The following is a 15,728-nucleotide window of genomic DNA, read 5'->3' as shown; positions in this document are numbered from 1 at the left end:
TTGGTTATGGTAGGCAAGGTTGTGGAGTTTCCGGTTTTGTAATTGAATGGTTTCGAACAATAGGGACATATATTTTCTGAATCAATTCTTCATATTCCTTCTCTGCAATACTATTGGCAGTTATTCCGCCTCCGCTTTTAAAAGTCAGGCTTCCGTCTTTTTTTTGTTCAATGTAACGAATCATCACCCCTGAATCCACTGACTTTCCATCAAAAATACCAAAAACCCCTGTGTAGTAGCCCCTTTGGCTACCTTCCTGGTAAGTAAGTTTTTCGGCTGCGCGTATAATTTCAACTGTTTTAGTTTTTGGCGCGCCTGTTATTGACCCCGCAGGCAACAAGGCAGCCAGAATTTCGCCGGGTTGCTCATGCCATTGGGAGTTTAGCTTTGCGCATATCTGAGAACTTACCTGAAGTAACTCACTCCGGTTATGGGTTTCTATCTTATCAATGTATCTGAATTGCTCAACCCACACTTTTTCGGCTACCCGGCTCAAATCATTCCTTATCAAATCAACAATTGTGGTGTGTTCATACAATTCCTTTCGGTCGCTTAACAAAATCTCTCCCGCATTTAATAAGCCTGCGTCGATGGTTCCTTTCATCGGGAAAGACGACATCAACCCGCTTTCGTCAATCTTTACAAATATTTCCGGCGAAAAGCACACAAAATGGTCTTTCCACCAAAGTTTATATTTTGCTTCGCTTCTTTTAAAAACCTCTTCCAGGCTAATATTCAGGGCAATTGGCGTTTCTGCCGTCAGATTTACCAAAAAACTGTTACCGTGGATAATCTGCTGCCTTACATAGTCGAATCCGGCCTTGTATTGAGCAAAATCCATCGGATATTTTTCAAGCACAATGTCTGGCCCTTCTGTTCTAATGCTGTGGTCGTTTGTCTTCCCGTTAATCCAGAATTTTATTTCATCACTATCAATATTGTCTAGCGGTTCTACCACCCAATTATTACCTGTAAAATCTATCAGGAATAAAAAAGGGATGTTTTCAGATGAAAAAAAAATAATTTTCGAGATTGCGCTCTGTCTATTGATTTCCACTTTTAAAAGCGTTTTTTATACATTTAGACGATAATCAGTACAAAAGTACAGATAGTTTTGTTTATTAATGCAAAATTGTCAATTTCGCAATATCATTAACCAAACATCAAAAACCTATCCATGAAAAAAATTCTTCTCAGTTTTTTCATTTTATTCATCAACATTCAAGCGTTTTCTCAGGTAACTTTTCCTCGCAACGGAGTGTATGATGAGCGTCCGGCTCAGTATGCTTTTAAAAATGCAACCATTGTTGTAGATGCACAAACCGTACTTGACAACGCCATGATTTACATCAAAAACGGCATTATCGAGTCGGTTGGCAAAGATTTAAAAATACCAAGCGGAACAGTAGTTTATGACCTGAAAGGTAAAAGAATTTACCCGGGTCTGATTGACATTTACTCAGACTACGGCATGCCTGAAATTACCCGCCCGCAAGGTGGCCGGGGATTTGGCGGCCCGTCTCAGATGGAAAGCAACAAAAAAGGCGCTTATGATTGGAACCAGGCCGTAAAGCCTGAAATTGACGCGGCAAAAGAATTTAAAGCCAACACTGCAAAAGCCGAAGAACTGAGAAAAATAGGTTTTAGTGTGGCAGGTGTACATATTGCCGACGGTATTGTGAGAGGAACAGGCGCTTTGGTGTCTTTGGGTAATGGTAAAGAAAATGAGTTGCTGATAAAAGAAAAAACCTCGGCACATTATTCACTAAACAAGGGTACTTCTACCCAGACCTACCCAGTATCAATGATGGGTTCGGTAGCTTTACTTCGCCAGACTTACTACGATGCCGACTGGTATAAAAAAGGCGGGGTTAAAGAAGAAAGAAACCTTTCTCTTGAAGCGTTTAATGCGCAGCAAGACCTGCCTCAAATTTATGAAGCCAATGATAAACTGGGTATTCTGAGAGGTAATAAAATAGGTAAAGAATTTAATATTCAATACATTTTTAAAGGTAACGGAGATGAATATCAACGCATTGATGAAATCAAGGCTACCAACAGTTCATTAATATTGCCTTTGAATTTCCCGTCTGCATTTGACGTTGAAGACCCATTTGATGCGGCTCAGGTGTCGTTATCAGAAATGAAACACTGGGAAATGGCCCCTGCCAACCCTGCTGCAGTAGCTAACGCGGGTATCAGTTTCGCATTCACTACCAATGCTTTAAGAAGCAAAGCCGAGTTCTGGGCTAATCTGAGAAAAGCCATTGAAAATGGCTTGCCAGAGAGCAAAGCTCTTGAGGCCCTTACCACTACCCCTGCAAAATTACTGAAAGTTGATAATCAGCTGGGTAGTCTTAAAAAAGGCATGATGGCCAACTTCATTATAACCTCAGACAACCTGTTCAGTAAAGACAACGTAATTTATGAAAACTGGATTCAGGGTAAAAGATATATTATCACTGAAGCAGATGTGACCGATGTAAGAGGTACTTATGATTTATCCGTAGGTGATAAAACAGGCCTGAAACTAAACATTACCGGTAAAATAGATAAACCTGAATATCAGATTATAGTAAGCGACAGCATTAAGCTGGCTACTAAAGTTACGCGCTTCTCTGACCTCTTTACTATTACAACCAAGCTGGACAAAAAAGATGCAGGCGATACACGATTAAGTGGCTATTATGATGGCAAAAACCTGAAAGGCGATGCCGTGCTGCCAGATGGCAAACAAGTAAAATGGGCTGCCTTGTTTAAAGAAACCAGCAAAGAAACTACAAAGAAAGACACCACAAAAGCCAAGACACCTGTTTTGGGTAAAGTGTTGTTTCCGTTCACGGCTTATGGCAGTGAAACAAAGCCTCAGCAAGAAACCATGCTGATAAAAAATGCAACGGTTTGGACCAATGAGAAAGAAGGAATTGTACAAAATACAGATGTATTGCTACAAAATGGCAAAATTGCCAAGATAGGTAAAAACTTATCAGCCCCGGCAGGTGCCAAAACCATAGACGGCACAGGCAAACACCTTACCAACGGAATCTTTGATGAGCACTCACACATTGCCTTGTTCTCAATCAATGAGGTACAAACGGTATCGGCAGAGGTTCGTCAGGAAGACGCATTAAACTCTGAAGACGTAAACATTTACCGCCAACTGGCAGGTGGCGTTACGTCATCTCAATTACTGCATGGTTCGGCCGACTGTATCGGTGGTCAATCGGCATTGATTAAATTGAAATGGGGCGAAAACCCTGATAATCTTTTAATTAAGGGTGCCGATGGTTTTATCAAATTTGCATTGGGCGAAAACGTAAAACAAGGCAACAGTGCACAGGCAACGAGCCGTTTCCCGGCTACACGTATGGGTGTTGAACAAGTGTATATGGATGCTTTCCAGAGAGCGCAGGAATACGAAAGAGCCTGGAAAAATTACACAGTGCTGGCCAATAAAACCGGTGTAACCCCTCCTAAAAGAGACCTTGAGCTTGATGCATTGGTAGAAATCCTGAACAACAAACGCTTCATTACCTGCCACTCTTATGTGCAGTCAGAGATTAACATGATGATGAAAGTGGCCGAGTATTTCAATTTCAGAATGAATACCTTCACCCATATTCTGGAAGGCTACAAAGTTGCCGACAAAATGAAAACCCACGGTGTGGCTGCTTCAACATTTGCTGACTGGTGGGCTTATAAAATGGAAGTAAAAGAGGCTATTCCTTACAATGCAGCTATTATGACCAAAATGGGTGTATTAACCGCTATCAACTCTGATGACGCCGAGATGGCTCGCAGATTGAATCAGGAAGCTGCCAAAACTGTGTTATATGGTGGTATTTCGGAAGAAGAAGCCTGGAAAATGGTAACATTGAACCCGGCAAAAATGCTACACCTTGATAACCGCTTGGGAAGTATAAAAACGGGTAAAGATGCAGACGTAGTACTCTGGAACAACAATCCACTTTCTATATATGCGCGACCTGAAAAAACAATCATTGACGGTGCCGTTTATTTTGATGTAGAAAAAGATGAGCAAATGCGTCAGTCAGTAGCGAAAGAACGTAACCGTTTAATGTTGAAAATGTTAGCTGAAAAATCGACAGGTGCACCCATGCAAAGACCTGCGCCAAGACGCAACCTTGAAGTACATTGCGATACTATCATGGAAATGGGCGTAACCGAAAACCGTACCGATGAACACGACCACGAAGCCGAAGCAAGATTTTTCAACAACAAAGACTGATACATTAATTAATAGCGTTCCATTAAAATAAGATTTTCAAAATGAAAAAATATATAATAATTATTGGTTTATCATTGCTTGGGTTGTGCAGCAAAGCGCAGAATCAGGCGCCTGCTTCACCACAAACCAAGCCGATTGCACTGGTGGGCGGAACCATTCACGTGGGCGACGGCAGAATTATCCAGAATGGCACCGTGGTGTTCGACAAAGGTATTATTACCGCCATTGGTGATGCATCTACCAACTTCAATAAAAACACCACTGAGGTAATTAATGTTAGCGGCAAAGCCGTTTACCCGGGCATTATCGCTCCGTCGGCATTAGCGGGTCTTGTTGAAATCGCCTCGGTAAGAGCCACACTTGATCAACGCGAAACAGGTGATTTAAACCCACACGTTAGAGCTTTGATTGCTCATAATACTGATTCAGAGGTAATACCAACTTTCAGAGGGAATGGTATCTTAATTGGGCAAAGCACACCTGAAGGTGGCATTGTTTCAGGCACATCGGCCATTATGGAATATGACGGATGGAACTGGGAAGATGCAGCCTTGAAAAAGGATGACGGTATCTGGCTAAACTACCCCGCCCTGGTAACGCGTCAGTTCAGCTTTGAAGAAATGAAGTTTGCTATCAAGAAAAACGACAAATACATTCAGCAAAAAGCTGAATTGGAGCAACTTTTCTCTGAAGCCTTGGCTTATTCTGAAATCAGTAATCCAAATCCAAAAAATGCGCCGCTTGAAGCCATGAAAGGATTATACGATGGCTCGAAGCAATTGTTTATCCGGGTTGAATACGGAAAAGAAATTGTTGAGGCAGTAAAACTGGCTCAGAAATACAAAATCAGAAAAATTGTAATTGTTGGCGGAGAAGAGGCGGAATTGGCAATTGATTTTCTGAAAGAAAACAATATACCTGTAATTGTAAACGGTACTCACCGCTTACCTAATACCGTTGATGAGGATGTATGGAATCCGTATAAATTACCAGGCACATTAATGAAGGGCGGCGTAACGGTAGGTATGTACTATACACCTGAATTCTGGCGAACCAGAAATCTGCCTTTTGCAGCCGGGACTGCTGCTGCTTATGGTATGTCGCCGGAAGATGCCCTGAAAATGATAACACTCAATAATGCTAAAATTCTGGGAATCGATAAACAGGTCGGTTCGCTGGAAGTTGGTAAACACGCTACCATTGTGGTATCGGCCGGAGATATTCTGGATATGCGCACAAGCAAAGTGGAGCAGGCATTTATAAGAGGTAAAAAGATTGACCTTGACGACAAACAAAAAAGATTATATAAGAAATACGTAGGCAAATACGGTATTTCTGAGAAATAATTCTGGTAAAATTTACGAAAAGGATTGCGAAGAAATTTGCAATCCTTTTTTGTTTTCAGCAGGTAAATGATAACTTTGATACAATCTATTTAACCTATAATTTTTCCTTTATCCTGCTATTAACCTATGAAACTTCTATTTAAATCTGTAATTGCCTTGGCTGTAAGCCTATTGTTATTTAACGCTTGCTCGCCGGGCGATAAACAAAATGCGTTTAATCCTAAATTTAAACTTATTTCTGCTGAAAAAATCACTTTCAATTCTTTTGTAGATTGCAACATGGCCGAAGTCTGGGTGGGTGACACTTTCAGGATTTTCCCTGGCAAATATGGTGAAGACCCGCTTTGGGGTGATGCCCGTGACCTGAAATATGCCGACGGCAAAAATGCCGATGAGGCATTTAAAAGCAAGGCTGATAATTTTCACCAACCCATAATGCCTGCCAATGCTGCAATCGGGCAAGAAGGCCTGCATGGGGCCGTATGGTTTGAGACCGTTTATCAATCACCGAAAGATGCCAGCGGTAAGACGCTGTATGCCGTGTACCATAACGAAAACTATCCTCAAACCTTGCCTTATGACGAAAGAACAGGACAGGGATACAAAAATAATAAAAAATGGCCTCAGGGTCTTACTGGCGAGACCAGTCCGGCTGCCGTTTGCCGGATAGGCATTATGAAGTCGGTTGACGGAGGAAAAAGCTGGAACAACAAAGGCATTTTTATTGAAGACCTCAACCCTCGCATGATTATGAAGCCTCATAACAGGTCAAATACATTTGCGGGTGGTGTAGGAGACCCTTCAGCCGTTGCCAGTGGCGACTACCTGTATTTATTTTATGGCGAATACGGCTACCCGGGTGTATACAACGAAACCAGCTACGACCCAAAAACTGAATGGGCAGGGCAATGTATCAGCGTAGCCCGCATTGCAATTGCCGATTTAGATAGCCCGGTTGGAAAAGCAAAAAGATGGGATGGGCAAGGCTTTAACGCCCCGCATAATGGCGTTGGCAAACCAGTGGCCGCTTTACAAATACCAATGGCTCAGGGCGGTGGCCCGGCGTCAGCACCATCAACAGGCTTTCATTGGGGGCCATCTGTCAGCTGGAATACCTACCTTAATTGCTGGGTAATGATGATGGCAAAAACAGAAGAAAAATCATGGAAAGGCGATAAAGTGTATATTTCATTCAATAAGAATCCAGATTTGGGCAGTGCCTTAAATTCACAGGAATGGACAAAACCACAGCTGGTTTTCGAAAAACCAGGGTATATTTTATGGTATCCGTCATTACAGCCATTAAATACACCTGAGGATATTGAAGCACGTAATACCTGTCTGAAGCTGGGCAAAAAAGCACGTTTTTTTGTAAAACGCATCAAACCCGGAGACGACTCCTACGCATCAGAACATTTGATTGAGTTTGAAAAGTAATGCGACGGTATCACAGATTTCAATGGATACTTTATGTATAAGCTTAAATATTGAACTTCGTGATACCCGGCTATTTCTTAAATACCACCCATACAGCCAGAAATATAAGACCGAAACCAACCAGATAATTCCACTTTAAGGGTTCTTTTAAATAAAGAACCGCAAAAACCACAAAAACACAAAGGGTGATGGCCTCCTGAATTGTCTTTAACTGAAAGGCATTAAACTGCCCATAACCTAATCTGTTGGCTGGCACCATAAACAGATACTCAAAAAAGGCTATGCCCCAGCTAATAGCAATGGCTTTCCAGATAGGCATATTCGGTGTTTTTAAATGACCATACCAGGCAAATGTCATAAAGGTATTTGATACGATAAGCAACAAAATTGTACGCATGATAAAAATTTAGTTCGTTTGTGATTTATAATTATTATTAATTTTGCAGTGGGCAAAATCAATAGATTTTATCTGGTAAAGGCAGCAAAAATATTGCTAAAACCCAACAAAACTTTAAAAGTTAAAGCAATTAGGCAAATTTTAATTTTAGAGCGTTCAAAAAGCCTTGCCAGCTTTACGTTTAATTAAAAAAGTGTAAACAGAAAATAAATGAAAATAGGGATAATTGGTCTGGGAGATATGGGGAAAATGTTTGGCCGGATTTGGGCCAAAGCTGGTTTTCAGGTGTACGGGTGCGACCTCCCACAAAACATTGAAGCACTAAAAGCAGAACTGGAGCCTGATGGAATTGAGGTGCTAAAAGACGGAACGGCGGTATCAAGACTATGTGATTTTATTTTATATTCTGTTGAAGCCGAAAACATCGAAAAGGTGGTGGCGCAGTGCGGTGCAGCTACAAAATTTGGCGCCATTGTGGCCGGCCAAACGTCAGTAAAAACACCTGAAATTGCATCTTTTGAAAAACACTTACCCAAAGATACCCAGATAGTTACCTGCCATGCCTTATATGGCCCGAGTGTTAATCCGGAAAACCAGACGCTGGTAGTGATTAACCACAGGGCAAGTAAACAGGCTTTTGATGAATCTTTGCATATTTTTAATAAAATTGGATCGATAATTCATGAACTGGCCGATTACCATGAACATGACAAAATGATGGCCGATATCCAGGCCATTACCCATGTTGGCTTTGAAAGCATAGGCACTGCCTGTATGCACAGGAGGGTGTATCCGTGGGAGAACCCGCTGCATCCTAACGGGCTTGACAACGTCAAATTTCTGATGACACTCCGTATTTACAGCTATAAGTTTCATGTGTATTCGGGTCTGGCAATGTTGAATCCTTATGCCAAAAAAGACGTGCGCAAATATGCCAGTTGCGAAATGGATTTGTTTGAAATGATGATTGAGGAAGACGAGAAGAAATTCCGTAAACGGATTTATGCTGCCCGCGATCATGTTTTTAAAGACAAAGACGAAACACTGATGCTGGACGACAAAATCATGAGCGAATTTAGCCTGAGCCAGGATACAGGCCACAAACCTAATTCGCACCTGAGTTTGCTGGCAATGGTAGATACCTGGCATAAACTGGGTACAAACCCATACAAGAATCTGGTATGCCAGACCCCCCCATTCAAGCTGCGGGTAGGCATGGCCGAATACCTCTTTATGAATGAAGATCTACTGGAAGAAACCATAAAAACTGCTTTGTTTGATAAGAGCATCAGAGGAGAAGACCTGGCGTTTCATACAGCCGTGCATGAATGGGCCAATATAGTGGAAATGGGCGATAAAGAAAGTTACAAAAAACACTTTGAAGCCACAAAAGAGTATCTTGCACCAAGACTGGAAGAAGGTCGATACAAAAGTGGTTTACTTATCAACAAACTGCGAAGCATTTAAAAAGACACCTTGCAATGGTAAAAACCGATTTATCAAAATATAACAACGATTGGTATAAAAATTCTGATTTTACCAGAGGTTTCCTGACAACATTATTGTGGTTCATCTGTAATCGAATTTTCATTAATTCTTATCTGCCATTACCTGGTTTTATAAAAATAAGGATTCTGAGAGCTTTTGGAGCCAAACTGGGCAAAGGCATTACAATTAAACCAATGGTTAACATTAAAGCACCCTGGAACCTGGAAATTGGAGATTACGTATGGATTGGCGAAAATGTATGGATTGATAACTTAGCTAAAGTAAAAATCGGAAATAATGTCTGCCTTTCGCAAGGCGCATTGCTGCTTTCCGGTAATCATAATTACAAAAAAGAAAGCTTTGACCTGATTATTAAAGATATCATTCTCGAAGACGGTGTCTGGATTGGCGCCAGAGCGGTAGTTTGCACGGGTGTTAGGTGTGCGTCTCATTCGGTTTTGGCTGTTAATTCTGTAGCTAACCGAAATCTGGAAGCCTATGGTATATACCAGGGTAATCCGGCTGTTCTTGTTCGTCAGAGAACTGCAGCCACAGAATAAAATTATTGAAAAAGAAATAAACATTTTTCTTTTTACCCAAAAAAAAGTGTTTATTTTGTAATTAAAGATGCCTCTGAAGTATTTTTTAATCTTAAAAAATATATAATGTTTCCAACATTTGAATCGCTGATACCTGATAAGAATATTCAAGTTTTAATTTCTGCACTTATCGCACTTTTCATTAATCTGCGTTCAATACCTGTCATTATAAATATCAGTGGCTTGCGCGGTTTGATGGATAATCCTGTAAAAAGGAGTTCACATAGCGCGCCAACCCCTACTTTTGGTGGAGTTGCTATTTTTGCCGGTATCCTGATTGGTTACATGCTCTGGAATTTTGGAGACGAAGGTATCTTACTTCATAAAGTTTTTGCCGGTATTACCATTCTTTTCTTTCTTGGAATAAAAGACGATTTATACGCATTGTCACCAACCAAAAAGCTGGGTATTCAGATTATTGCCTCGGCCATAGTAGTGGTGGGATGCGACCTCCGAATTTCTGACCTTTTCGGCATTTTTGGCATTGGCCAGATACCCTACCTGTTAAGCATAGGATTAACCATTTTCATTTTTGTTGCCATGATTAATGCTTTCAACCTAATTGATGGTATTGATGGATTGGCAGGCGGAATTGGAATGATAGCCGGTGGAGGTTTTGGTCTGTGGTTTTTAATTAACCACCATTATTCTCTGGCTTGTCTGGCCTTATGTCTTTCGGGTTCATTGTTGGGTTTCTTAAGATTCAACTTCTCGCAAAGCAGTAAAATATTCATGGGTGATACCGGCTCGCTGATAGTGGGCTATATCATTACGGTACTGGCGGTTAAGTTTATTCATTTCAATGTCATGCATCAGTGGGACCCCACCAGTGCTTTTGTCAGTGCGCCCATCATCGCGGTAGTTATACTTGTGGTACCAATTTTTGATACCATACGCGTATTCTCGGTTCGTATTTTAAGAGGCAAATCTCCTTTTAAGGCAGATCGCATGCACATGCATCATTTATTGATAGACAACAACCTTTCGCACATGCAGGCGTCTTTTATACTCTATGCGGTTACAATTGTGTTAACGGTGCTTACCTACTCGGCAAGGGTATATTTTAGTAATACCGAACTTTGTTTCTTTATTATGTTTTTGTTGGTATGCTATTTCTTTACTGCCAATTGGCTTGAAGTTAGAAGACTAAGAGCTTTACAAGCCAAAAAACAAAAAGAAAATACGGTGGAAGCTAACCTGGTTGAGAAACCTAACGGTAGCGATACAGACCCGAAACCAGCCGGTGGAAAAATTGCAGGAAAAGAAAAACTGGAGTTACGCGAAATCAGCGCAAACTAATCTATTTTGAAGGTTGGTTCAAAAAACTTACGACATATATTTCAGCATTATAACAGAACCCCGAAACTTTTATAAGAAATGGTTTCGGGGTTCTTTTTTTGAATTGCCTCCAAAACACAAGAAGCAAATAATCATTGTCAATCCGTTGCCATCAAAAAAAGCTCCTTCCTGTGAAAGAGCTTTTTTTGATGGTATAAATGAGCGCAAATTTTACTCCCACTCAATAGTAGCTGGTGGTTTAGAGCTGATGTCATACACCACTCTGTTTACCCCTTTTACCCTGTTAATAATTTCATTTGAAACATCTGCCAAAAACTCATAAGGCAAATGAGCCCAGTCGGCTGTCATACCATCAACGCTGGTTACGGCACGAAGCGCTACCACCTTTTCGTATGTTCTTTCATCGCCCATTACACCTACACTTTGTATAGGCAACAAAATGGCTCCGGCCTGCCAAACTTTATCGTAAAGGCCAGTGTCTTTCAGGGCATTTATAAAAATGGCATCTACCTCCTGTAAAATATCTACTTTTTCGGGAGTGATATCGCCAAGAATACGTATGGCCAAACCAGGACCCGGGAAAGGATGGCGACCAATAATGTTATCAGGTACATTTAAAGATTTGCCTACTTCGCGCACGCCATCTTTAAACAAAAGCCGAAGCGGTTCTACCACTTGCAGCTTCATGAAGTCGGGCAATCCACCAACATTATGATGAGACTTGATGGTAACAGAAGGCCCTTTTACCGATACAGACTCGATAACATCGGGGTAGATGGTTCCCTGTCCAAGCCATTTAGCTCCTTCAATTTTATGAGACTCGGCATCAAACACATCTATAAAGGTTTTACCAATGGCTTTTCGTTTTGCTTCCGGGTCTGTTAAACCTTCCAGTGCTTTGTAAAACTGCTCTCTGGCATCAACCCCTATTACGTTTAGGCCAAGACCTTTATAGGATTCAAGTACTTCTTCAAACTCGTTTTTACGAAGCAGGCCGTTATCAACAAAAATACAGTATAGATTTTTGCCAATGGCATGATGTATCAGTGTGGCTGCAACCGATGAGTCAACACCACCCGAAAGACCCATAATGACTTTGTCATCACCCAACTTTTCTTTTAATTCTCTGATTGCAGCTTCGGCGAAAGAATCGGGTGTCCAACTTTGAGAACACTGGCAGATATCTACCACAAAATTCTTAAGTATGGTTTTACCCTGAAGGGTATGGGTAACCTCGGGGTGAAACTGTATACCATAGCGAGGCTGGTCATGCATTTTGAAAGCAGCTACCTTTACGGTATCTGTTGAGGCAATAATATCTGCCCCGGCAGGAGGTGCGGCAATGGTATCGCTGTGTGACATCCATACCTGTGTGTTATCTGCCACATCCTTAAAAAGGGCATAGCGGTTATCCAGATTATTAAGGATGGTTCGGCCATATTCTCTGATGGAAGACGGAAGTACTTCACCTCCACCTGTCTGTGCCATCATTTGCGCACCGTAGCAAATACCCAGTACTGGTACATGAGAGGGGAAATCCTGCCAGTTAACAATGGGGGCATCTTCTTCACGCACTGAGCAGGGGCTTCCGGAAAGGATAATTCCCTTAATATCAGAAGTAATGGCTGGAATTTTATTGAAAGGGTGTATCTCACAATACACATTAAGTTCTCTAACTCTTCGGGCAATAAGTTGAGTAAATTGCGAGCCGAAATCAAGAATAAGAATTTGTTCTGTCATGATAGGTTTCTAAAATGCAAAATTAGCAGATTTAGTATGCCTGTGCAATTAAGTTTATAAAAAAGTATTAATTTGATACTGCAAAAGTGCTGTATCAGTTAAATTATTTGTAATTACGCACAAAAAGTATTGCCAGTATGCAATAATCAGCCAATTAAGCACCCAAATGAATCATAAATTGGAAGTTTAAAAAGTGCTGAAATTATACCTGGTAGCAATTTACCATTCAATAGTTGGCAGGCCTTTGCTTACCAGATAATTATTGGCCTGGCTGAAATGCCTGGTACCAAACCACCCGCCAAAATTGGCCGACATGGGTGACGGGTGTTTTGCGCGTAGAACAAAGTGTTTTTTGTCATTAATTATTTTGCCTTTTTCCTGTGCGTATTTTCCCCAAAGCATAAAAACTATGCCGTCTTTTTCGTTGTTCAGGTGCCTGATAACCGCATCAGTAAAAACCTCCCAACCTTTGCCTTGATGTGAGCCTGCCGAGGCAGCTCTAACGGTTAGTGTTGCATTCAGAAGCAAAACCCCTTGTTTTGCCCAGCGTTCAAGGTTTCCACTTTTGGGAATAGGCTTGCCTAAATCGTCATGAATCTCTTTAAAAATATTGATGAGCGATGGTGGAGACGGGATACCATCATTGACAGAAAAGCACAAGCCATTTGCCTGCCCGGGGCCATGATACGGGTCTTGCCCCAGAATAACAACCCGGGTATCGTCAAAGCTGCATTTATCAAAAGCATTAAAAACCAACCTGCCGGGCGGATAACAAACCGCTGTTTTATATTCGTTGCGTACAAAATCACTGAGACTTTTAAAATAATCTTTTTCAAACTCATCCTGCAGCCGGATTTTCCAACTCTCGGCAATCCTTACATCCATATTTTTTGTTTTTTTAGGTGCGGAACAAAGATAAAAAAAATTGTTATGCCAATAGATAATGCTACCGTTTAGCAACTTTTTTCTAAAAAAACACACTCAAAAAATATTTATTTGTTAATTTACATATTAGATTCTCAAATTGCTAAAACTTTTAAACATCATTTTTGCAAAAATGATGTAGATGTCAGAAACTATGAACACGATTACGGCAACTACAGAGGGCATAGAAGTTAGTGTAAAAACGGAATTTCAACCGGACTATTCAAGCCCATTTCAATCGCATTTTGTATTCAGTTACAGAATAAGAATTGAAAATCACAGTAACAACACCATACAATTACAAAGAAGAAAGTGGCTGATATATGACTCTGTTGCACCGGTAAAAGAAGTAGAAGGCGAAGGGGTGGTAGGCCAAACCCCCATTCTGGAACCGGGTGAAAGTCATGAATACATTTCGGGCTGTAGCCTGAAATCATCCATAGGTAAGATGGTGGGCACTTTTATTATGGAGCGTCTTGTTGACGGCAACAAATTCAGTGTCCAGATTCCGGAGTTTAATCTGATAACGCCTTACAGACTAAACTAAGGTTATGCTTACCTGATTTTAAACTTTTGCATTGATTAAATCTGAACAAACAGTATATATGAAAGCACAGCTCAGGCTGTGCTTTTTTAATGAATTTTTCATTGAAAAAAACAGAAAAAAACTATTTACCTGTTTTTTTCTGACTTACTTTTGCACCAAAATTCCTATTTAACTTATTATATCTAATTCATAAATAATTATGCAGTACAGAATAGAAAAAGATACAATGGGCGAGGTGCAGGTGCCTGCTGACGTATATTGGGGTGCACAAACGCAACGCTCTATTGAAAACTTTAAAATTGCGCAGGATATCAATAAAATGCCGAAAGAAATCATCAAAGCTTTTGCTTACCTGAAACACGGAGCAGCCTTGACCAACTTTGATTTAGGTGTACTACCTAAAGAAAAAGCAGATTTGATAGGCACTGTTTGTCAGGAAATACTGGATGGTAAACTGGACGACCAGTTTCCGCTGGTAGTATGGCAGACTGGTTCTGGCACACAATCTAACATGAACTGCAACGAAGTAATTGCTTACCGCGGACACGTTCTGCAAGGTGGTGAATTGGGCGATAAAACCAAATTCCTTCACCCGAATGATGATGTAAATAAATCGCAGTCATCAAACGATACATTCCCGACTGCCATGCACATTGCAGCATATAAAATGCTGGTTGAAACGACCATTCCGGGTATAGAAAAACTACGTGATACACTGGCTGAGAAATCGGAAGCATTTAAAAATGTAGTTAAAATTGGCCGCACCCACTTTATGGATGCCACGCCTTTGACACTCGGACAAGAGTTTTCTGGTTATGTGTCTCAGCTGAATCATGGCTTGAAAGCCATCAAGAACACATTGGCGCACCTTTCAGAGCTGGCATTGGGTGGTACTGCTGTTGGCACAGGTATTAATACACCGCAAGGGTATTCAGAACTGGTAGCAAAACATATTGCCGGCCTTACGGGTATTCCGTTTGTAACAGCAGAAAATAAATTTGAGGCCCTGGCAGCGCATGATGCCATTGTTGAAGCACACGGTGCCTTGAAAACAGTAGCGGTTAGCCTGATGAAAATTGCTAATGACATCAGAATGTTATCGTCTGGCCCACGTTCAGGTATTGGTGAAATTTTCATACCAGACAACGAACCAGGTTCATCAATAATGCCGGGCAAAGTAAACCCAACCCAATGCGAAGCATTAACCATGATTGCCGCGCAGGTAATGGGTAACGACGTGGCCATTAACGTAGGTGGTTCAATGGGTCATTTTGAACTGAACGTTTTTAAACCGGTAATGATATACAACTTTCTGCATTCGGCACGTTTGCTTGGCGATGGTTGCGTGTCTTTCAATGATAAATGTGCCGTTGGTATTGAGCCCTTGAAAGAAAATATCAAAAAGCATGTTGATAATTCGTTGATGTTGGTTACTGCCCTTAACACCAAAATTGGTTATTATAAGGCAGCTGAAATTGCACAGACTGCACATAAAACAGGAAGCACTTTGAAAGAAACGGCTATCAGACTTGGATACCTGACAGCTGAAGAATTTGACGAATGGGTAAAACCTGAAGATATGGTGGGTAGTTTGAAATAGTACTCCAACCTCAATAAAAACCCTGCTTTCAACCAGTTTGGAAGCAGGGTTTAATTTTACCACGGCATACCGCTGAGTCAAACATGTATTACACAAAGTATT

Annotated in this window: 12 protein-coding genes; 8 read left to right on the top strand and 4 right to left on the bottom strand. The window is 41.0% G+C overall.

Annotated features, from left to right (window positions below):
- Positions 1-4: 4 nt before the first annotated feature.
- Positions 5-1,057, bottom strand: coding sequence for an aminodeoxychorismate synthase component I (locus MB380_RS09510; protein ID WP_253534910.1), 1,053 nt, complete (start codon positions 1,055-1,057; stop codon positions 5-7).
- A 120-nt stretch (positions 1,058-1,177) separates the two neighbouring features.
- On the opposite strand from MB380_RS09510, the gene MB380_RS09505 reads away from it, so the two are divergent.
- The 3 genes from MB380_RS09505 to MB380_RS09495 all read left to right on the top strand — a co-directional run bounded on the left by MB380_RS09505 (position 1,178) and on the right by MB380_RS09495 (position 7,032).
- Positions 1,178-4,249, top strand: coding sequence for an amidohydrolase family protein (locus MB380_RS09505; RefSeq protein WP_253534908.1), 3,072 nt, complete (start codon positions 1,178-1,180; stop codon positions 4,247-4,249).
- Between the two features lie 41 nt (positions 4,250-4,290).
- Positions 4,291-5,595: an amidohydrolase family protein gene (locus MB380_RS09500; RefSeq protein ID WP_253534906.1), complete on the top strand. Its 1,305-nt coding sequence runs from the start codon at positions 4,291-4,293 to the stop codon at positions 5,593-5,595.
- 126 nt (positions 5,596-5,721) lie between these two features.
- Positions 5,722-7,032 carry a hypothetical protein gene (locus tag MB380_RS09495; protein WP_253534904.1) on the top strand — a complete coding sequence of 437 codons (1,311 nt, stop codon included), beginning with the start codon at positions 5,722-5,724 and terminating at the stop codon, positions 7,030-7,032.
- A 70-nt stretch (positions 7,033-7,102) separates the two neighbouring features.
- Here the strand turns inward: MB380_RS09495 and MB380_RS09490 are convergent, their stop codons facing one another.
- Positions 7,103-7,429 carry a DMT family protein gene (locus MB380_RS09490; protein WP_253534901.1) on the bottom strand — a complete coding sequence of 109 codons (327 nt, stop codon included), beginning with the start codon at positions 7,427-7,429 and terminating at the stop codon, positions 7,103-7,105.
- Positions 7,430-7,639: 210 nt separating this feature from the next.
- On the opposite strand from MB380_RS09490, the gene MB380_RS09485 reads away from it, so the two are divergent.
- The 3 genes from MB380_RS09485 to MB380_RS09475 all read left to right on the top strand — a co-directional run bounded on the left by MB380_RS09485 (position 7,640) and on the right by MB380_RS09475 (position 10,815).
- Positions 7,640-8,896 (top strand): prephenate dehydrogenase, encoded by a 1,257-nt coding sequence (locus tag MB380_RS09485; RefSeq protein ID WP_253534900.1) that lies wholly within the window; start codon positions 7,640-7,642, stop codon positions 8,894-8,896.
- A gap of 14 nt (positions 8,897-8,910) precedes the next feature.
- Positions 8,911-9,477: a WcaF family extracellular polysaccharide biosynthesis acetyltransferase gene (locus MB380_RS09480; protein WP_253534898.1), complete on the top strand. Its 567-nt coding sequence runs from the start codon at positions 8,911-8,913 to the stop codon at positions 9,475-9,477.
- A 105-nt stretch (positions 9,478-9,582) separates the two neighbouring features.
- Entirely contained in the window at positions 9,583-10,815 is a 1,233-nt protein-coding gene (locus MB380_RS09475) for a glycosyltransferase family 4 protein (protein ID WP_253534896.1), read from the top strand.
- Positions 10,816-11,025: 210 nt separating this feature from the next.
- On the opposite strand, the gene guaA is transcribed toward MB380_RS09475, so the two are convergent.
- Positions 11,026-12,555 (bottom strand): glutamine-hydrolyzing GMP synthase, encoded by a 1,530-nt coding sequence (guaA, locus tag MB380_RS09470; RefSeq protein WP_253534893.1) that lies wholly within the window; start codon positions 12,553-12,555, stop codon positions 11,026-11,028.
- 219 nt (positions 12,556-12,774) lie between these two features.
- Positions 12,775-13,440, bottom strand: coding sequence for a uracil-DNA glycosylase (gene ung, locus MB380_RS09465; protein WP_253534891.1), 666 nt, complete (start codon positions 13,438-13,440; stop codon positions 12,775-12,777).
- 193 nt (positions 13,441-13,633) lie between these two features.
- On the opposite strand from ung, the gene apaG reads away from it, so the two are divergent.
- A complete protein-coding gene (gene apaG, locus MB380_RS09460) occupies positions 13,634-14,026 on the top strand; it encodes a Co2+/Mg2+ efflux protein ApaG (protein ID WP_253534888.1) in 393 nt (130 codons plus the stop codon).
- A gap of 199 nt (positions 14,027-14,225) precedes the next feature.
- Entirely contained in the window at positions 14,226-15,626 is a 1,401-nt protein-coding gene (fumC, locus tag MB380_RS09455; RefSeq protein ID WP_253534887.1) for a class II fumarate hydratase, read from the top strand.
- Positions 15,627-15,728 lie beyond the last annotated feature (102 nt).

The organism is Emticicia sp. 21SJ11W-3 (assembly GCF_024138715.1).
Lineage (GTDB): Bacteria > Bacteroidota > Bacteroidia > Cytophagales > Spirosomataceae > Emticicia > Emticicia fluvialis.
Note: the sequence above shows the minus strand (reverse complement) of the source record. Positions and strands in the feature narration are given on the sequence as shown.